The sequence below is a fragment of the Variovorax sp. 770b2 genome (genome assembly GCF_900115685.1).
Taxonomy (GTDB): Bacteria; Pseudomonadota; Gammaproteobacteria; order Burkholderiales; family Burkholderiaceae_C; genus Variovorax.
The window spans coordinates 1716080-1734564 of record NZ_FOXJ01000001.1 but is presented as its reverse complement, the minus strand read 5'-3'; the positions used below and the strand labels follow the sequence as shown (position 1 = coordinate 1734564).

Genomic DNA, 18485 nt, shown 5'->3' with positions numbered 1-18485 from the left:
CACTGGAACAAAGGAAATTCTCATGTACGCAATCACCGGTATCACGGGCAATGTCGGCGGCGCCGTCGCACGCGCCTTGCTGGCAGAAGGAAAGCCCGTTCGCGCGGTCGTTCGCGACGCGGCCAAGGGCAGGGCGTGGGCCGACCTGGGCTGCGAAGTCGCCATCGCCGAGATGGAAGACGCAGCGGCGCTCGCACGCGCCTTTGCCGGCACTGAAGGCGTCTTCGTCCTGCCTCCGCCGAACTTCGATCCCACACCCGGGTTTCCGGAGGCGAGGGCCGTCATCGATGCGGTGCGCCAGTCGCTCGTCGCGGCGCAGCCGGCCCGTGTGCTCTGCCTCTCGACTGTCGGTGCGCAGGCCGCGCAGCCGAACCTGCTGAGCCAGCGCACGTTGATGGAAGAAGCGCTGGCGACGCTGCCGCTGCCCGTCACGTTCCTGCGGCCCGCATGGTTCCTCGACAACCTGGCCTGGGACATCGCGCAGGCGCGGGAGCAGGGCGTTCTCTCCAGCTTCCTGCAGCCGCTCGACAGGGCCGTGCCGATGGTGGCTGCCGCCGATGTCGGCCGGGTCGCGGCCGAGCTGCTGGTGCAGGCGGGCGCCATCGAACGCATCGTCGAACTCGAAGGGCCCGAGCGCGTGAGCCCGAACGCGATCGCCGCGGCGCTCTCGCAGGCGCTCGGCCGGCCCGTTCAGGCGCAGGCCGTGCCGCGCGAAACCTGGGGCGCGCTGTTCCGGTCGCAGGGTACCCGGGACCCGATGCCGCGTATCCAGATGCTGGACGGATTCAACGAGGGATGGATCGCTTTCGAAGGCGGCGATGCGAGCGTGGCGAAGGGGCGGATCGGCCTCGCGCAGGTGCTGCGAATACTCGTAAATTGAAACACTGTCTCTACACCCTTTGTCTGATGCATTCGAACGCGCATCGGCGAAGAATCTGTCCCCATTAGATTCATTGCTACTTTCGGATGAACTCTTACGTTCATTTCGCCTTCCCGGGCTGAGGCCAATCGACTGCCTCTCGCCCGATTTCAGGGAGATCTGCAAGCGCCGCTCAGCGGTGCTGCGATTGCTTGAAAGACGAGGCGGGCGAGATGAACAAGACTTTCCACACTGTTTGGAATGAGGCGCTTCGCGCCTGGGTGGCCGTACCCGAGACCCAACCGGCGCGCGGCAAGCGAAGCGGCTCGGTCCTGAAACCGCCCGCGTTGGCGGGTGTGGCCGTGGCGGTGCTTGTGTTGTTGCAGGGGTGGCCGGGTGCGGCGCATGCCAATCTCATTCACACGGATTCGACCTGCACGACCGGCTCGTCGGGCCAGATCGGGCGAGTCAATCCAGGTTCGACCACCGATGGGGCGAGCGGGAGCGGTTCGCCGACGACGGATGGCTCGGGCTCCTATTCGGTCGTGGCGGGATGCGGTGCCTCGGGCTCTTTGGCCACGGGGGTGGCGGTCTATGGCGTATTTGCCAAGGGCCTCGGTGCTGGTGGAGCGGCGTTCGGCTCCTTGGCCTCGGCCCAGAAATGGGGCGCGGCCTATGGGCTGGAGGCGTCGGCTGGCGGCATATCGAGCATCGCCATGGGCTTCGGAAGCAACGCCTCGGCATTGAATACCGTGGCCATCGGCGGCTCGGGCGGCGATGGAACGACACCGCTGAGCGTTGCGAACTCCACGACCGCATCGGCCGCGGGCGCCATCGCCATCGGCAGCAACGCCACCAAGGGTGCGCAGGCTGCGGCGGCGGATGGGATTGCCATTGGCGGGCAGTCTGCCGTCGCCGCTGGCGCGACCGCGGCAGTGGCCATCGGCCGCAATGCCGGGGCAAGCGCCTCGAATGCAGTCGCAGTCGGACCCAACAGCAGGGCGCTCGGAAGCGGGGCGGCAGCCTTCGGCTTCAATGCCAATGCCGCGTTCGGCAACGACATGGCGCTGGGGCCCAACGCGCTTGCAGTGGGCGATGCCAGTGGAGGCACCCCGGCAATGGCACTTGGCAGCAACGCCAAGGCCACAGGTGTGTCGTCGGTGGCGCTTGGCCTTGACGCGAGCGCCGCTGGGGGAGGGGCCCTCGCGATCGGGTCCGAGGCAGACTCGCGCGAAGGCGGCAGTGTTGCGGTGGGCCTCGGCGCGACGGCTTTTGCGCAGGGTGCGATCGCCATCGGCAGTGGTGCCGCAGTCGCGGAAGGCGCGACCGCAGGCATTGCCCTGGGGGCCGACGCAACCGTCAGCGCGGCATTTGGAATAGCGCAAGGCTTCAACGTCACAAGCGGCGCAACCGGGCAGAACGTGGCCATCGGATCGGATGACACCTTTGCCAACAGCGCGACAGCCACGGGCGGTGCAGTGGCCATCGGCCGCAAGCAGAAGGCCACGGGAGACGGCGCCGTCGCCATCGGCGATCCCAACACCGCCACTGGCACCGGCGCCGTTGCGCTGGGCGCCGAGAACACCGCGGCCGGCAGTGCCGACGGCACCGTGGCCGCCAATGGGCCGGTGGCCCTGGGCAACGCCAACAATGCGATCGGGCAGGGCGCGGTCGCGTTGGGCAACGCCAACAACGCGATCGGCCAGGCCGCGCTGGCATTCGGCAGCGGCTCCAACGCGACCGCGGCAGGCGCCGTGGCACTGGGCCAGACCGCGACCGCGGGCGCGGATTCGGTGTCCATCGGGACCAACGCGGTGTCGGGCGCCGGCGGGCCCGGGGTCGCGATCGGCTTTGCTGCCAATGCGAGCGGGGGCTTCGCCACCGCGGTAGGGCCGCGGGCGCAAGCGACGGGGGCGCTTTCCGCAGCGTTCGGGCAGGCCGCCATCGCAAGTGGGACTTCCGCTCTGGCGCTGGGCGCATCCGCCAACGCGACGGCCTTGGGTTCGACGGCCGTCGGCGCGCAGTCGAATGCGAGCCAGGCCCAGGGATCCGCGTTCGGTGTCCTGGCCAATGCCTCGGCCATCAACGCGACTGCGCTTGGATTCAGCGCGCAGGCGTCGGGCCAGGCCGCGACAGCCGTCGGTGTTCTGGCCAATGCCTCGGGAGCTTCTGCAACCGCCCTCGGCCAGAGTGCGGCGGCGTCGGCCCTCGCCGCAACGGCCGTAGGCTTCCTGGCCAACGCATCGGGACCTGCTGCGACCGCCTTCGGCCAAAGTGCCGTGGCGTCGGCCTTCGCCGCAACGGCCATCGGCTCCGAAGCGAGGGCGGCCGGCGCCAGCAGCGTGGCGCTCGGCGATCAGGCCAATGCCGTGGCCGACGCGTCGGTGGCCGTTGGCACCGACGCGCGGGCCGCCGGCACAGGCGCCGTCGCACTGGGTTCCGGCGCCAACGCGGCGTATGCCGGCAGCGTGGCGATCGGCGCCGACAGCAAGACATCGCTCACGCTGCCTGCCCTGCAGGCCACCGCGGCCTACGTGCCGTTCGCAGGCGCGCCCATTGCCGGCGCGGTGCCGGTCGGGGAGGTGTCGGTAGGCTCGAGCGGCGCAGAACGCCGGCTGACCAACGTGGCTGCCGGCGGCGCGCCCACCGATGCAATCAATGTCAGCCAGCTTTCGACGACGGCTTCTTCGTTGTCGACAGGGTTGAGCACGGCGACGAGCGGTCTCTCGAGACTGTCGACCGGGTTGAGCACGACCAACAGCAGTGTGAGCAGCCTGTCGACGTCGACATCGACTGGATTGAGTACGGCGACGAGTGGCCTCTCAAGCCTGTCCACTGGGCTGAGTACGACGAACAGCAATGTCGGCAGCCTTTCGACATCGACCTCTACAGGTCTGAGTACAGCCACAAGCGGTATCTCCAGTTTGTCGACTGGCTTGAGCACCGCTACCAGTGGCATATCGAGCTTGTCGACTGGCTTGAGTACGACCAACAGCAATGTCGGCAGCCTTTCGACATCGACCTCTGCAGGTCTGAGTACCGCCACCAGCGGCATATCGAGCTTGTCGACTGGCCTGAGTACGACCAACAGCAACGTCGGCAGCCTGTCGACGTCGACATCGACTGGTCTGAGCACAGCCACAAGCGGAATCTCCAGTCTGTCGACTGGACTGAGCACGACGAACAGCAATGTGGACAGTCTTTCGACGTCGACATCGACCGGTCTGAGCACAGCGACAAGCGGCATCTCGAGTCTGTCGACCGGCTTGAGTACGACAAACAGCAATGTCGGCAGCCTTTCGACGTCGACATCGACCGGGCTGAGCACAGCGACGAGCGGCATCTCGAGTTTGTCGACTGGACTGAGTACGACCAACAGCAATGTCGACAGCCTGTCAACGTCGGCATCGACAGGTTTGAGCACAGCGACGAGCGGCATCTCGAGCTTGTCGACTGGACTGAGTACGACGAACAGCAATGTGGACAGCCTGTCGACGTCGGCATCGACCGGTCTGAGCACCGCCACAAGCGGAATCTCCAGCCTGTCGACTGGCCTGAGCACGACGAACAGCAATGTGGACAGTCTTTCGACGTCGACATCGACCGGTCTGAGCACAGCGACAAGCGGCATCTCAAGTCTGTCGACCGGCTTGAGCACGACCAACAGCAATGTCGACAGCCTTTCGACATCGACATCGACCGGTCTGAGCACAGCGACAAGCGGCATCTCGAGTCTGTCGACCGGCTTGAGTACGACAAACAGCAATGTCGGCAGCCTTTCGACGTCGACATCGACCGGGCTGAGCACAGCGACGAGCGGCATCTCGAGTCTTTCAACCGGCTTGAGTACGACAAACAGCAATGTCGACAGCCTTTCGACATCGACATCGACCGGTCTGAGCACAGCGACGAGCGGCATCTCGAGTTTGTCGACTGGCCTGAGCACGACGAACAGCAACGTCAACAGCCTCTCGACCTCCAGCTCCACCGGCCTCAGTACCGCGACCAGCGGTATCTCGAGTTTGTCGACCGGCCTCAGCACGGCCACGAGCGGCATCTCCAGCCTCTCGACCGGTCTGAGCACGACGGCCAGCACCGTCGACAGTCTCTCGACCTCGACCTCCACAGGCCTGAGCACCGCGACGAGCAACATATCAAGCCTGTCCACGGGCCTGAGCAGTACCACGAGCAACATCTCGAGCCTCTCGACGGGCTTGAGCACCACCGGCAGCACGGTCAACAGCCTGTCGACATCGACGTCGTCGGGCTTGAGCACCGCCACGAGCAACATCGGCAGCCTCTCCACAGGCCTCAGCACGAACAGCAGCGGCATCTCCAGCCTTTCCACAGGCCTGAGTACCACCAACAGCAACTTCACAAGCCTGTCCACGAGCGTGATCGGCGCGACGAGCGGCTTCGGCAGCCTGTCCACCGGGCTGAGCACGGTCGAGAGCAACGTCGGCACGCTGAGCTCGACGGTCACCAGCATCTACAACGGCGGTACCAAGTACTTCCACGCCAACTCATCGGCTGGCGATGCGGTCGCGACCGGGCAGGAGGCGGTGGCGATCGGGCCGCAGTCGGTCGCGAGCGGCGCCAACTCGTTTGCCGCCGGCAACGGCGCGAAAGCGACCGAGGCGGGCGCGGTGGCGATCGGCTTCGGCGCGCAGGCGACCGGCGCCAACGCCATCGCGATCGGCACGGGCGCGCTCGCCACGGGGTCGCAGGCCATTGGCGTGGATTCGCGCGCGGGCGGCGGCGGCGTCGCGCTCGGTGACAAGGCCGATGCGGGCGGCACGCCGCTGAGCCAGGCACAGAACATCGTGCAGGGCACGGCCGTCGGCTTCGGCGCCGTGGTGCAGCAATCGGGCGGCGTGGCGCTGGGCGCGGGCTCGGTGGCATCGACGGCCGCGGGCGTGGCCGGCTTCGTGCCGGCGAGCGCGACCGCGCAGCAGGCGCAGGCCATCCAGGCCACCACTGGCACGCAGGCGGCGGTGTCGGTGGGCGATGCGGCCACGGGCCAGTTCCGCCAGATCACCGGCGTGGCGGCGGGCACGGCCGACAGCGACGCGACCAACGTGGCCCAGCTGCGCGCCTCGTCGGGTGCGGTGGCCGCGGGCAGCGTGCAGTACGCGACCAACCCCGACGGCTCGGTCAACTACGGCCAGGTGACGATGGGCAACGGCCAGGCGCCGAACGGCACGCGGATCTCGAACGTGGCGCCGGGCATCGTGGCCTCCGACGCGGTCAACCTGGGCCAGTTGCAGGGCGTGCAGTACCAGCTGCAGGGCCAGGTGCGCGACGTCGCGCGCATCGCGTACTCGGGCGTGGCCATGGCGACCGCGATGAGCTCGCTGCCGCAGGCGATGACGCCGGGCAAGACGCTGATGTCGGTCGGCGTGGGCTACTACTCGGGCTACAGCGCGGTGGCCGTCGGCTTCTCGCAGCGTTCGGACAGCGGCAGCTGGGTCTACAAGGTCAACGGTTCCTACAGCGGGCAGAAGTTCAACCTGGGGGTCGGGGTCGGCTACGAGTGGTAGCGGGCGGCCCGTGGTTCGGGGGAGGGCGCGAGCATCTCCTCGAACCACGCCGCCACGTGCTGTGCTTCGGGCGCAGCGTCGGGCGCGAGGCCGTAGTAGTAGCGGCTGAGCGTCATGCGCAGCGCAGGCAGCGGCGACTGCAGCCGGCCCGAGGCCAGGTCGTGCGCCACGAGCGAGGTCGGCGCGAGCGCGATGCCCAACCCGTCGACCGCGGCCTGCAGCACGAAGTGCAGGTGGTCGAACTGCAGCTGGCCCGCGGGCCTCGCGCGTGGCGCGCCGACCTGCTTCTTCCAGGCGTCCCAGTCGTCCTTGCGCGTGCGGGCCGAGAGCTGCACGTGCGAAGCGAGCGCGCGCAGGTCGGCGAGCGGATGCGTCTTGAACAGGGCGGGCGCGCCGACCACCAGCACCTCGTCTTCGAGAAAGGGATGCACATCGATGGAAGAGGGCCAGCCCTCGAGCCCGCGGCGCACTGCGATGTCGAAGCTGCCCGCCGCCTGCTCGGGCATCACCGTGCTGGTGACGACCTGCGGCTCGATGTCGGGATGGCGTTCGACGAACGAAGGCAGCCGCGGGATCAGCCAGCGCACCGCGAACGACGGCCGCACGTTGATTCGCACCGCGCGCGCCGGGCCTTGCGCCTGCAGCGCCTGGGCGGCCGCGCTGATCTGCGCCAGCGCAGGCCCGGCCTCGGCGAAGAACTGTTGTCCCTCCGCCGTCAGCGCGACCTGCCGGATGCGCCGCTCGAACAGTGCGACACCCAGGCATTCTTCAAGGCTCTTGATCTGCCGGCTCACCGCGCTGTGCGTGACGTGAAGCTCGACGGCCGCGCGCGTGAAACTCTGGTGGCGGGCTGCGGCAACGAAGGCGCGCACGGCGTTGAGGGGCGGTTCTCGAAGCGGCATGTGTGCGATTTTCTCACGCATGAGGGGCGTTAATCTCGTTTGTCAGCCCGCCTTGCCGCGGCGCACCATGCAGCCTCGATGTCTTCAGCACCCCCCACGCCAGCTCCCACGCCAGTTCCGGGGCCAGCCGGGCCCAGCGCCACCGACCTGAATTCCCGCCATGCCGCCATCGCGCTGGGGCTTTCGCTGCCGGCCGACGTCGTTCTCTACCTGCTGCTGCCGATGTACGCCGACCAGTTCGGCGTGTCGCTGGCCGAAGCGGGCATGCTGCTCGCGGCCAACCGGCTGGTGCGCATCGCCGGCTACCGCTGGGTGGCGCGCTTCTATGCGCGCAACGGCGACCGGCCGACCTGCACCATCGCCGTCGTGGCCGCCGCCGTTTGCGGGGTGGGCTACGCCACGCTCTCGGGCTTCTGGGCGCTCTTGCCGCTGCGGCTGATGTGGGGCCTGTGCTTCGCGGCGCTCAACCTGTCCACGCAGGCGCTGGCCACGGCCGACCCGATCGGCGCCGCCCGCCGCAATGGACGATCGCGCGCGTTCATCGCCATGGGGCCGGTGCTCGCGCTGCCGCTGGGCGCGTTGATGGCGCACTGGATCGGGCCGCGCGCGATCTTCGGCATCCTCGCGGTGTTCTCGCTGCTCGCGGTGTTCGCGGCCCGGCGGCTGCCTGCCGCGCCGCACCGCGTGCAGAAGCCGGCGCGGCGCTTCCAGTGGCCCAACAGCCTGGACGGCTGGTCGTTCATGGAGGGGCTGGCGCTGGACGGGCTCTTCATCGTCGGCCTGTCCTACCTCGGCAAGGACCTGCTGCCGGGCAGCGCGGTGATCGTGGCCGGCCTGCTGATGGCGCTGCGCTACCTCGCGGAGATTTTCCTGAGCCCGGTCGGAGGGCACCTGGCGGAACGTTTCGGGGCCGAACGCCTGCTGGTGAGCCTCTCGCTCGTGACGGCCGTGGCGCTCGTGGGCTTCGGCTTCGGCTGGCTCTGGAGCTGCGCGGCGCTGATCGTGGTGCTGCGCGCCTTGCAACTGCCCTTGCTGTCGCCCATCGTGGCGCGCCGCACGCCCGGGCCCGAGCGCGTGCAGGCGCTCGCCGCGCGCTCGGTGTGGCGTGACATCGGCGCCGGCACCGGGCCGCTCATCGCGGGGCTGCTGCTGCCGGTCGCGTCGCCGCCGTGGATCTATGGCATCGCCGCAGTGCTGCTGGCCATCATGGCGATCGCCTGCGGCCGGAATCCGTCGCCCCATCCGACATCCCCCGCCCAGGAGCGCACGTCATGACCACATCCCACGCCATCGAAACCGTCGCGCAGCTCGAGGCCCTGTTCGGCCAGCCCGGCGAGGCCTCGCTCAAGAAGGAAGTGGCGTACCTGCACCCGAGCTACCAGGCGCTGATTGCCGCATCGCCCTTCGCCGTGCTCGCCACCACCGGCCCCGGCGGGCTGGACGCATCGCCGCGCGGCGACCCGCCGGGCTTCGTGGTGGTGCAGGACGACAAGACGCTGCTGCTGCCCGAGCGCCGCGGCAACAACCGCATCGACAGCCTGCGCAACATCGTGGCCGATCCGCGCGTGGCCTTGCTCTTCCTGATTCCCGGCGTCGGCGAAACGCTGCGCGTGAACGGAAGCGCGCGCATCAGCGTCGCGCCCGATCTCCTGGCGCGCTTCGCGGTGCAGGGCAAGCTGCCGCAATGCGTGATCCAGGTCGAGGTGGAGACGGTGTACTTCCAATGCGCCCGCGCGATCCAGCGCTCCAGGCTCTGGGCGCCGGTGGCGGCGGATGCGAAGCGCGAGGTGCCGACGGCCGGGGCCATACTTTCCGCGCTGACCGATGCGGCGTTCGACGGGGCCACCTACGACCGTGAGTTGCCGGCGAGGCAGCAGTCGACCTTGTACTGAGAGAGCATGGACAACCACATCACTTTTCGCACCGCGGCGCGGGCCGATCTTTCCGCCATCGTCCAGCTGCTGGCGAACGACGAACTGGGGCGCCGCCGGGAAGCGGCCGGGCCGACGCTGGACGCGCGATACCTCGCCGCGTTCAACGCCATCGAGGCCGATCCGAACCAGCAGCTCGCGGTGGCCGTGGACGGGGCCGGCGCGGTGGTCGGCACCTTGCAGCTGTCGTTCATACCGGGCATTGCCCGGACCGGCGCATGGCGGGGGCAGATCGAGGCGGTGCGCATTGCACAGGCGTTGCGCGGTTCGGGCGTGGGCCAGCAGATGTTCGAATGGGCCATTGCACAGTGCAGGGCGCGCGGTTGCACGCTGGTGCAACTGACCACGGACAAGGGCCGTCCGGACGCGCATCGCTTCTATGAAAAACTCGGCTTCGTTGCGAGCCACGAAGGCTACAAGCTGGGGCTTTGAGCGCGTCCGAAGACCTGATTTCAGAGGCTGAACAGGCCATTGTGTTTCGAATGTTAAGCAAGATGTCACGCAAAGCAACCGCCCGTGGCAGCAGGGCCGTCCAGGGGGAATCTGCAGTGTAGACTGCCAGGTTTTTCCATCTGGCGGTCATGGTGCAAGTGTCAAGGCGCACAGGCTTCACCGGCTCGGCGCTGATTCGCTTGCTCGCTCGACTGACCGACATCGAAGTCCCCGAGCCCAAGCAGGCTTTTGCGGATCGATTGAGTCAATGGCTCGGCTGGACCGATGCCATCTCCCTGTCTGCAGCGTTGAACGGCGGCCTGGCGGCTGCGTCTTTTGCGTCCCTTGGCGCGCGCGCGGCCGGCAACCCCGAAGAACGCGAATGCAACCGCGTGCGCAGCGCGCTGGCCAACGCCATCGCGGAAGACATGCACGTCGCTTCCCGGGACAACACAGCCGACTTCGCGGCCTACCGCCGGCGCTACCACGCCAGGCAGCAGGCCATGGCGACGAGCATCGGCCCCTTGCGCGGCCGCCTGCGCTCGACGCTGGCGACGCGCTCGCCCGAGATGGCGCGACTGGCGGCAGTGGACGTGGTCATGGAGCAGGTGTTGAGCGCGCAGGAGCATCGGCTGCTGTCGAGCGTCCCGGCGACGCTCGAAAAGCATTTCAAGCGCCTGCACCAGGCCGATGCCAACGTCGATGCCGAGCCCGAGGCCGGCGTGTGGCTGGCCGTGTTCCGCAAGGACATGCACGACGTGTTGCTCGCCGAGATGGAAGTCCGATTTCAACCGGTCGAAGGGCTGCTCGAAGCCCTTCGCGCGAGCTAACCAGAGTTTCATGACCCAACTTCTTCATCGCATCGTCTTCGTCGTCGGCTTGGCCGCGGTCTGCTGGGTGGGCATCGGATACATCGGTTCGAACCCGCTGGCGCTGGCGATCACCGTGCTCATCGGCGCGTTCTACGTGGTCGGCGCGCTGGAGTTGCACCGCTTCGGGCAGGCGACATCCACGTTGACTACCGCTGTGACGGACCTGACCGGGCCACCGGCCAGCCTGGGCGAGTGGCTCGACAAGCTGCATCCGTCGCTGCGCAACGCGGTGCGCCTGCGCATCGAGGGCGAGCGCGTCGGCTTGCCCGGTCCGAGCCTCACGCCGTACCTCGCCGGCCTCCTGGTGCTGCTGGGCATGCTGGGCACCTTCCTCGGCATGGTGGTCACGCTGAACGGCACGGGCACGGCGCTGGAGAGCGCGTCGGACCTGCAGGCCATGCGCGCCTCGCTGGCCGCGCCGGTCAAGGGACTGGGCGTGGCGTTCGGCACCTCGCTCGCGGGCGTGGCGACGTCGGCGACGCTGGGCCTTCTCTCGGCCCTGAGCCGGCGCGACAGGCTGCAGACCGGGCAGTTGCTCGACACCCGGATCGCCACCAGCTTGCGCGTCTTTTCGCAGGCGCATCAGCGCGAAGAGTCCTTCAAGCTGCTGCAGCGCCAGGGCGAGGCGATGCCCGCGCTGGTCGACCGCCTGCAGCTGATGATGGCGACGATGGAGCGCCAGAGCCAGGCGTTGAACGAGCGACTGATCTCCAGCCAGGACAGCTTCTACGGCAAGGCCGAGGCGGTGTACGAGGACCTGGCTTCTTCCGTCGGCCAGTCGCTGAAAGAGGGCCTTGCCGAAAGCGCACGCATCGCCGGCGCGACGATCCAGCCGGTGGTCGAAGCCACCATGGCCGGCATCGCACGCGAGACGGCCGCGCTGCACCACACCGTCGAACAAGGCGTGCAGCGGCAACTCGATGGCCTCTCCACCCGCTTCGAGACCAACACCACCACCGTGGCGGACATCTGGAAGACCGCGCTCGCCGGGCAGCAACGCACGAGCGAGGCGCAAGCCAAGGACCTGCGCGCCACGCTCGACCAGTTCACGCAGACCTTCGAGCAGCGCTCGGCCTCGCTGGTGGACGGCGTCTCCGCCCGCCTGGAAACCACGGTCGAGCGCGTGTCCGACAACTGGCGCAGTGCGCTCGCACAGCACGAACGCGCGAGCGAAACCCTCTCGGGCGACACACAGCGCGCGCTCGCGGCCGCCGCCGCCACTTTCGAGCAGCATTCGGCCTCGCTGCTGGGCACCGTGGGCCAGGCGCACACCGACCTGCAGACCGAGATGGCCTCGCGCGACCAGCAGCGGCTGGCCAACTGGACCCAGGCGCTCGAAGCGATGGCCGCGTCGCTCCAGCAGGAATGGCAGCAGGCCGGCGCGCGCAGCGAGGTGCAGCAGCAGGAAATCTGCAAGACGCTCGCGCAGACCGCTGGCGACATCTCCGCCCAGAGCGAAGCGCACGCAAAGAGCACCATCGCCGAAATCGGCCAGCTCATGCAGGCCGCCGCCGAGGCACCCCGCGCCGCCGCCCAAGTGATCGCCGAGCTGCGCCAGAAGCTCGAAGGCAGCATGGCGCGCGACAACGCGATGCTTGACGAGCGAAGCCGCATCCTCGGCACGCTGGAGACGCTGCTCGATGCAGTGAACCACGCCTCCACCGAGCAGCGCAGCGCCATCGACGCGCTCGTGGCCACGTCGGCGGACCTGCTGGACCGCGTCGGCACGCGCTTCAACGACAAGGTCGATGCGGAGACCGGAAAGATGGCCGATGTGGCCGCACAGATCACCGGCAGTGCCGTCGAGGTGGCGAGCCTGGGCGAGGCCTTCGGCTTTGCCGTGAAGCTCTTCACCGAATCGAACGACAAGATGAGCGCGCACCTGCAGCGCATCGAGGGCGCGCTGGGCAAGTCGATCACGCGCAGCGACGAGCAACTGGCGTACTACGTGGCGCAGGCCCGCGAGGTGATCGACCTGAGCATCATGTCGCAGAAGCAGATCGTCGAAGACCTGCAGCAACTCGCTGCGCAACGCGATCAGCGCGACCAACGCGATCACCGCGCAACGGCAGGCAGCGAAGCGTGATGACCGAGGACATCGACGCCGGCACCGAGGCATCGGTCCCGGTATGGGCCGTCTTCGGTGACCTGATGTCGGGCCTGCTGGGCGCCTTCGTGCTGATCCTGGTGTGCGTGATCGGCATGCAGCTCGACCTGGCAACCCAGCTCGAAACCGAGGTCAAGCAGCGCAAGGTCGAGGCCGAGCGGCTGCAGACGCTCGAGCAGGCGCTGGCCGGGCCGCTGGCCGCCGGCCGCGTGACGCTGAACAACGGGCGCATCGGCATCAGCGGCAGCGTGCTGTTCGCGTTGAACTCCGCCGAGCTGCAGCCCGAAGGCCGGCAGTTGCTCAAGAGCCTGGCCGCGCCGCTGACCGCCTACCTCCAGGCCCGCGACGAGATCCTGATGGTGAGCGGCTTCACCGACGACAGGCAGGTGCGCGGCGGCAACCGCCAGTTCGCGGACAACTGGGAGCTCTCGGCCCAGCGCGCGTTGACGGTGACGCGCACGCTGATCGAAGAAGGCATTCCGTCGTCCGCCATCTTTGCCGCGGCGTTCGGCGCCGAGCAGGCGGTGGCGTCGAATGCCGATGCCGATGGACGCTCCAGGAACCGGCGCGTGGAGATGGCGCCCACGCCGAAGCGTTCGGACGCGAAGACAAAGCCTCGTGAGTAGCAGCGAAGCAAACGGAATGGACGCAACGCTCGACGCCTGGCGCGAGCGCGGGGCGCATCGCCTCGACCCGGTGCGTTTTCACTTCATCGAGACGCTGGCGCGGCGCGCGGCGGACCACGGCGGGGAAGCGCGGCGCATCCTGGAGGAGAAAGTCTCCGCATTGCTTGCAGCCTATGGCGAGGATCTCCAAAAGATTCCCGATGCAGAAGCCGCCGCAGTCAAGCCGCCTGCGCGTGGGCCGCTCGCGGAACTGACCGGCCACCTCGTGCAGCATGCATCGTCCGAGCGGATGGACCCGGTGACCAACGAGTTGAAGGTGCTCCCGTTTTTCCGGAGCACGTGGTCGAAGCTCAGCGCCGAACGGCGGCTCACGCAATCGCTGGCGAAGCTGCCGCAGAACGCCGGCCCGCTCAACTCGCACAACCTCGTGCACCAATCGCTCACGCTCATGCGCGAGCTGTCGCCGGAATACCTCAACCGGTTCGTGTCGTATGTCGATGCGCTGCTGTGGGTCGATCAGGCGAATGTCGGCAACGCGCCGGCCAGCAACGATGCGCCGCGCGCCGAGAGCGGCAAGAAGGCTGCGCGGAGCAAGTCCAACTGAGCCGCGGGGCAGGAAGCCCTACCTGTTTCGCGTGACCGGCACATGCACGTGCCATTTCTGCAGGGTGGTGCCCACGGCGCGTGCGCAGGTGACCATGACGTTGCGTCCCGTCAGCCCGTAGCTCTTGGGTGTCCATTGGGTTTCAAGCGGGACGCTGCACCTCGGGACCAAGACTTTCATGTTCGGGTCGAGCGCCACCCATCCGCTGTGATTGCGTGCGTTCTCCTTCGCGACAAATTCGCGAGCCTCCTGCCGTATCTCGAACAGGCCATGTAGTTCGGCGGTGGAGCGATCGGTTTCGATGCTCCACGAAGCGAAGCAGCGCGCCGATGCAAGCGACAGAAACAGCAGCAGCAAGGCGCGGCTGCCGTTCGTCGCAGCGCTCAGGCCCGCCCCGCCGCGGCCTGCTCCGCCCGCGCATCGTGTCCGATGATCAGCACCAGCACGAACGCCACCGCCGACAGCAGCGCGAGAAAGATCACCGCGTAGATGTCGTTGCCCATGCGGTCCTTCAGCGCGCCGAAGATCGTCGGGCCGATGTAGCCGCCCAGGTTGCCGATGGAGTTGATCCATGCGATGCCCGCCGCGGCCGCGGTGCCGCTCAGGATGGCGGTGGGCAGCGTCCAGAACATCGGCAGCGCGCTGAAGATGCCGAATGCGGCGAGCGTCACGGCCGCCATCTTGGGCACCGGCGCGCTGGTTTCCGCGGCCGCGACGAGGCCCACGAAGATGCAGGCGAGCGGGATCAGGAGGAACCACTTGCGCTCCTTCTTCGCGTCGGAGGCACGGGTCCAGAACACCATCGCGATGGCGCCGATCAGGTACGGGAAGGCGTTGATGAAGCCGATCTCCACGTTGCCCAGGCCGCCGAAGCCCTTGATGATCTGCGGCAGGAAAAAGCTCAGGCCGTACAGCGGCACCGTGATGCCCATGTAGACGAAGCCCAGGCCGATCACGCGCGGGTTCAGCAGCGCCTGCTTCCATGAAATGGTGTGCAGCGCCTCGCGGTTGCGGCGCTCGCCGTCGAGCGTCTGCTGCAGCCAGTCGCGCTCTTCGTTGGAGAGCCACTTCGCATCCTTGGGGCCATCGGGCAGGTAGAACAGGATGAAGAAGGTCAGGATCAGCGAGGGAATCGCCTCCAGGATGAACAGCCACTGCCAACCGTGCATGCCGCCCATGCCGTCCATGTTGAGGATGTAGCCCGAGATGGGCGAACCGATCACCGTGGAGATCGGGATCGCGAACATGAACCAGCCCACGATGCGCGCGCGGTACGCCGCCGGAAACCACAGCGTGATGTAGAAGATCACGCCCGGAAAGAAACCGGCCTCGGCAATGCCCAGCAGAAAGCGCACGACGTTGAAGCTGGTCGAGCCGCCCACCCAGGCCTGGGCCGCGGAAAGAATGCCCCAGCTGAACATGATGCGGGCGATCCAGCGGCGCGCGCCGAAGCGCTCCAGCGCCATGTTGCTGGGCACCTCGAAGAGGAAGTACGCGAGGAAGAAGATGCCGGCCGCGCTGCCGAACACGGCGGCGGTGAAGCCCAGGTCCTTGGACATCGCGGACCCGGCAAAGCCGAGGTTCACGCGGTCCAGGTAGGCGATGAAGTAGCTGATCATCAGGAGCGGCAAGAGCCGCCAGCTGATCTTGGAGATGGTTCTCTGTTCGACGGGGTTCACGGTATGTCTCCTGTTATGTGAAGGTTTTTGTGGAGCCTGTCCGGTGACAGGTGGCTGGAGGTCAGGACGCTTGATCTTCTTCTTTTTGCTGTGCCCTCATGACCTGGTGGCGTTGCCAGTAGTGGCCGACGGCGCCCCTGAAGTTGTCTTTCTGCTTGCCCAGGCCCGCCACCTTGACCTTGGTGGTGCGCGCGCCCAGCATGGCCTTGTCATGGTGCGTGACGATCAGCGTGTCGCCGAAGCTGCCGTCCTTGTAGGTGAGGCCCTTCACCTCGTCCCACGCGATGGTCGAGCCGCCGTCCGCGCTCGGGTGCAGGCCCTTGTAGTCGATCACGATGCGCTCGCCGTTCTTCAGCGCGAATTCGACCGGCGGAAAGTGCCGCAGCACCACGACGCGCTCTTCTTCGGTGGCGGGTTCGTAGCGGTAGGCCAGGGCCAGGTCGTGGTTCTGCACGAAGCGCTGCTCGTACTCGCTCCACAGGCGCTGCTCGATGGCAGGGGCCGTCTCGATCTCGTCGGCCCAGGTGGCCTCTGGCGCGGTCGCGACGATGGTGCCGTACACGCTCTCGGGCACATGGTGGTCGACGTTGCGCATGCGTTCGAGCAATGGCGGATGGCTGTCGTAGGGGTGGGGCACGTCGGCGGTCTTCATCGTCTCGATGAACGCCTCGGAACTGGCGTAGGGCGGCAGCCCGTCGGCCACGAAGCTGGCGATGCCCAGCGCGCCGTCGTGCTGGCGGTTCTGCGCGAAGAGCTTCTGCTCGACGTCGCTCCGGTAGCTCGCGTAGGCCGAGATCTTGATCAGCGACTGCACGATGGCGCTCGGCGCCGTGAGGCTCGCGGAGACGCGGTCGGCCTTGTACTCGCGCTCGCGGCTGTCGCGCGCCAGGGCGAACTCGAAGATCATGCGATAGAGGCGCAGCAGGTAGTGCGCCACGATGGTGAGGCCGCCGCTGCGCATCTTCCAGGTGTACTGGTCGAACTGCCGCAGCTTCGGGCCGAGCGCCGCGCTGCTGCGGGTGTCGCCGCCGCCCAGGTGGGCCAGCTCGTGGGCCAGCACGGCATCGGCCTCGGACTGGTCGAGCACGCGCAGGAGCGGAAGGCTCACGAACAGGGTGCGGCCGTTCAAGGTGCGTCCGCCGACTTCGATGGGCGCTTCGGTCACGAAGAAGTTGGTGTCGATGCCCGCGACGATCTGGTCCGGCGGCGCGGTCTTCACGCGGCCCGCGAGCTGGCGGATGCGCTCCCACAGGCGCGGCGCATCGGCCTCGGCGATGAGCTCGCCGTCGATCGCGTTGACCGAGGGCAGCTTCTTGAACAGCGTGTACACCGCATAGAAGACAGCCGCCGCGGCCGCGACGCCGGCGATGATGATCAGCTTGACGTAGTAGCTGTGCCAGAAGAAGGCGGTGAGCCAGAACGAGAGCCACACCAGCATCGCGCTCTGCAGCACGACCTCGACGGCGCTGGACACCGTCATGAGCCGCCAGCCCGCGACGAAGCTCGCGTAGCGCAGGCCCCGGTTGGCGAAGGCCAGCGCGCCCAGCACCAGTGCCGCGGCGAGCAACGCCGCGCCGAGCGCCAGCGTCCAGAGGGCGGCGCGATCGGCCCAGTGGAACTGCCACTGCATCGAGTAGGGACTGCACACCTTGTCGTGGAAATTTTTGTCTTCCGGCGCGGTGGCGTCGCAGGCCTTGGAGAGCGGGTGGCTGCGGTAGAACGCGGTGGCTTGCGCCTTGTCGTCGGGAGTGAGGCGGGCATCGGCGTTGATGCGCTTCTCGATCGACTGCAGGAACTCGGCGTCCTGCGAGCGCAGCGCGTATTCGGTGAAGACCAGCGTCGCCGCCGGTATGGCGAAGAGCGACACGAGGGTCAGAAGAAACACGCGAAGCAGATCGGCATGGATCGTTCGGGCGAAGGCCATGGGTAACTCCTCCTGGATGGCAGATGCTGTGAGTTGTTGTGGAAGCGGTCCGGGAAGCCGATAGCGTAGCCGCCGATCGTGTCGCAGGGAAATTCCGTGGCACGTCAAGCGTGCGCGGCCGGCGACCAGCCAACGAATAAGGTTATCGCTTTTGCATCGTTCCACGCCCCGGAGCGGGGGTATAGCCTTCGGCCTCACCTATGCCTCCAGCCTCTTCACCTCCCCCTGTTTCTTCCTCCGGTCCGGGCCCATCGCCGGTGGCCTGGATTGCCGGTGTCGGCGCCAGCGCCGGCCTGGGCGCCGCGCTCGCACGGCGCTTCGCGGCCGAGGGATTCCTCGTCGCACTGACCGGCCGCACCCAGGCGCAACTCGCCGCGGTGGCCGCTGAAATCGAGGCCGCCGGCGGGCGCGCCCAGGTGTTCGCAGGCGACGTGGCCAGCGAGGCCGAGATCCACGGCATCGCGCAGCGCGTGAAGGCCCTGGGCCCGCTCTCGGTGGCGATCTTCAATGCCTCGAGCGCGGTGCGCGCGCCGACGCTGGAGATCTCGGTCGACCAGTTCACGCAGGCCTGGCGCACCAGCGCGCTGGGCGGTTTCATCTTTGCGCGCGAGGCCTTGCAGGGCCTGCTGGCCAACGGCTTCGAGGCCACCGCGCCCAGGGCGCGCGGCAGCCTGTTGTTCACCGGCGCTACCGCCGCCTTGCGCGGCAAGCCGCCGTTCGCCGCCTTCGCGGCCGCCAAGGCCAGCTTGCGGTCGCTCAGCCAGAGCCTGGCGCGCGAGTTCGGTCCGCAAGGCATTCACGTGGCGCACGTGGTGATCGATGGCGGCATCGACGGCGAGCGCCTGCGCAGCAATGCGCCCCAGCGCGTGGCCGAGGCGGGCGACGACGGCCTGCTGCAGCTGGACGCCATCGCCGAGAGCTACTGGCAGCTGCACGCGCAGCACCGCAGCGCATGGACGCAGGAACTCGACCTGCGCCCGTTCAAGGAACCCTTCTGAGGAGTCATGCC

The 18485-nt window shown here is 67.9% G+C and carries 14 protein-coding genes and 1 pseudogene; 11 read left to right on the top strand and 4 right to left on the bottom strand.

From position 1 onward, the window contains the following. Positions 1–22 precede the first annotated feature (22 nt). The 3 genes and pseudogenes from BM133_RS07915 (at position 23) to BM133_RS35450 (ending at position 6399) form a co-directional block, all read left to right on the top strand. Positions 23–880, top strand: coding sequence for an NmrA family NAD(P)-binding protein (locus BM133_RS07915; RefSeq protein WP_093432812.1), 858 nt, complete (start codon positions 23–25; stop codon positions 878–880). A gap of 212 nt (positions 881–1092) precedes the next feature. Further along, positions 1093–3531 (top strand): annotated as a pseudogene (locus BM133_RS35730) (ESPR-type extended signal peptide-containing protein); the annotation flags it as partial. A gap of 1722 nt (positions 3532–5253) precedes the next feature. Then, positions 5254–6399 (top strand): YadA family autotransporter adhesin, encoded by a 1146-nt coding sequence (locus BM133_RS35450; protein WP_305728064.1) that lies wholly within the window; start codon positions 5254–5256, stop codon positions 6397–6399. Here BM133_RS35450 and BM133_RS07905 read toward each other — a convergent pair. Next, positions 6387–7301, bottom strand: coding sequence for a LysR substrate-binding domain-containing protein (locus tag BM133_RS07905; protein WP_093432811.1), 915 nt, complete (start codon positions 7299–7301; stop codon positions 6387–6389). The two genes, BM133_RS35450 and BM133_RS07905, sit on opposite strands and share 13 nt — an antisense overlap. A gap of 78 nt (positions 7302–7379) precedes the next feature. Between BM133_RS07905 and BM133_RS07900 the strand changes: the two genes are divergently transcribed. The 7 genes from BM133_RS07900 (at position 7380) to BM133_RS07870 (ending at position 13873) form a co-directional block, all read left to right on the top strand. Further along, positions 7380–8576, top strand: coding sequence for an MFS transporter (locus BM133_RS07900; RefSeq protein WP_256219088.1), 1197 nt, complete (start codon positions 7380–7382; stop codon positions 8574–8576). Further along, positions 8573–9193, top strand: a complete 621-nt coding sequence (locus BM133_RS07895; RefSeq protein WP_093432809.1) for a pyridoxamine 5'-phosphate oxidase family protein — start codon at positions 8573–8575, stop codon at positions 9191–9193. Before BM133_RS07900 ends, BM133_RS07895 begins: the two co-directional genes overlap by 4 nt. A gap of 6 nt (positions 9194–9199) precedes the next feature. Continuing rightward, positions 9200–9664, top strand: a complete 465-nt coding sequence (locus BM133_RS07890; protein ID WP_093432808.1) for a GNAT family N-acetyltransferase — start codon at positions 9200–9202, stop codon at positions 9662–9664. Positions 9665–9813: 149 nt separating this feature from the next. Beyond that, positions 9814–10494, top strand: coding sequence for a DUF3348 domain-containing protein (locus tag BM133_RS07885; protein ID WP_093432806.1), 681 nt, complete (start codon positions 9814–9816; stop codon positions 10492–10494). Between the two features lie 10 nt (positions 10495–10504). Continuing rightward, positions 10505–12622 (top strand): DUF802 domain-containing protein, encoded by a 2118-nt coding sequence (locus BM133_RS07880; RefSeq protein ID WP_093432805.1) that lies wholly within the window; start codon positions 10505–10507, stop codon positions 12620–12622. Beyond that, positions 12622–13269 carry an OmpA family protein gene (locus BM133_RS07875; protein ID WP_093432803.1) on the top strand — a complete coding sequence of 216 codons (648 nt, stop codon included), beginning with the start codon at positions 12622–12624 and terminating at the stop codon, positions 13267–13269. The genes BM133_RS07880 and BM133_RS07875 overlap by 1 nt, the downstream gene beginning before the upstream one ends. Before the next feature lie 16 nt (positions 13270–13285). Continuing rightward, a complete protein-coding gene (locus tag BM133_RS07870) occupies positions 13286–13873 on the top strand; it encodes a DUF2894 domain-containing protein (protein ID WP_093432802.1) in 588 nt (195 codons plus the stop codon). A gap of 18 nt (positions 13874–13891) precedes the next feature. Here the strand turns inward: BM133_RS07870 and BM133_RS07865 are convergent, their stop codons facing one another. The 3 genes from BM133_RS07865 to BM133_RS07855 form a co-directional block, all read right to left on the bottom strand. Beyond that, the gene (locus tag BM133_RS07865; protein ID WP_093432800.1) at positions 13892–14230 is read right to left on the bottom strand and encodes a hypothetical protein; all 339 of its coding nucleotides are present in this window, start codon (positions 14228–14230) and stop codon (positions 13892–13894) included. Positions 14231–14256: 26 nt separating this feature from the next. Further along, entirely contained in the window at positions 14257–15552 is a 1296-nt protein-coding gene (locus BM133_RS07860; RefSeq protein ID WP_093432799.1) for an MFS transporter, read from the bottom strand. A 61-nt stretch (positions 15553–15613) separates the two neighbouring features. Continuing rightward, positions 15614–17476 (bottom strand): M48 family metallopeptidase, encoded by a 1863-nt coding sequence (locus BM133_RS07855; protein WP_093432797.1) that lies wholly within the window; start codon positions 17474–17476, stop codon positions 15614–15616. Between the two features lie 200 nt (positions 17477–17676). Here BM133_RS07855 and BM133_RS07850 point away from each other — a divergent pair, with 200 nt between their 5' ends. Beyond that, complete coding sequence (locus BM133_RS07850; protein ID WP_093432796.1) at positions 17677–18474, top strand: SDR family NAD(P)-dependent oxidoreductase; 798 nt, start codon at positions 17677–17679, stop codon at positions 18472–18474. The last annotated feature ends 11 nt before the right edge of the window (positions 18475–18485 follow it).

Coding starts and splice junctions, on each gene's coding strand:
- BM133_RS07915 (WP_093432812.1), top strand. CDS start 23: ATGTACGCAATCACCGGTATCACGGGCAATGTCGGCGGCGCCGTCGCA.
- BM133_RS07905 (WP_093432811.1), bottom strand. CDS start 7,301: ATGCCGCTTCGAGAACCGCCCCTCAACGCCGTGCGCGCCTTCGTTGCC.
- BM133_RS07900 (WP_256219088.1), top strand. CDS start 7,380: ATGTCTTCAGCACCCCCCACGCCAGCTCCCACGCCAGTTCCGGGGCCA.
- BM133_RS07895 (WP_093432809.1), top strand. CDS start 8,573: ATGACCACATCCCACGCCATCGAAACCGTCGCGCAGCTCGAGGCCCTG.
- BM133_RS07890 (WP_093432808.1), top strand. CDS start 9,200: ATGGACAACCACATCACTTTTCGCACCGCGGCGCGGGCCGATCTTTCC.
- BM133_RS07885 (WP_093432806.1), top strand. CDS start 9,814: ATGGTGCAAGTGTCAAGGCGCACAGGCTTCACCGGCTCGGCGCTGATT.
- BM133_RS07880 (WP_093432805.1), top strand. CDS start 10,505: ATGACCCAACTTCTTCATCGCATCGTCTTCGTCGTCGGCTTGGCCGCG.
- BM133_RS07875 (WP_093432803.1), top strand. CDS start 12,622: ATGACCGAGGACATCGACGCCGGCACCGAGGCATCGGTCCCGGTATGG.
- BM133_RS07870 (WP_093432802.1), top strand. CDS start 13,286: ATGGACGCAACGCTCGACGCCTGGCGCGAGCGCGGGGCGCATCGCCTC.
- BM133_RS07855 (WP_093432797.1), bottom strand. CDS start 17,476: ATGGCCTTCGCCCGAACGATCCATGCCGATCTGCTTCGCGTGTTTCTT.
- BM133_RS07850 (WP_093432796.1), top strand. CDS start 17,677: ATGCCTCCAGCCTCTTCACCTCCCCCTGTTTCTTCCTCCGGTCCGGGC.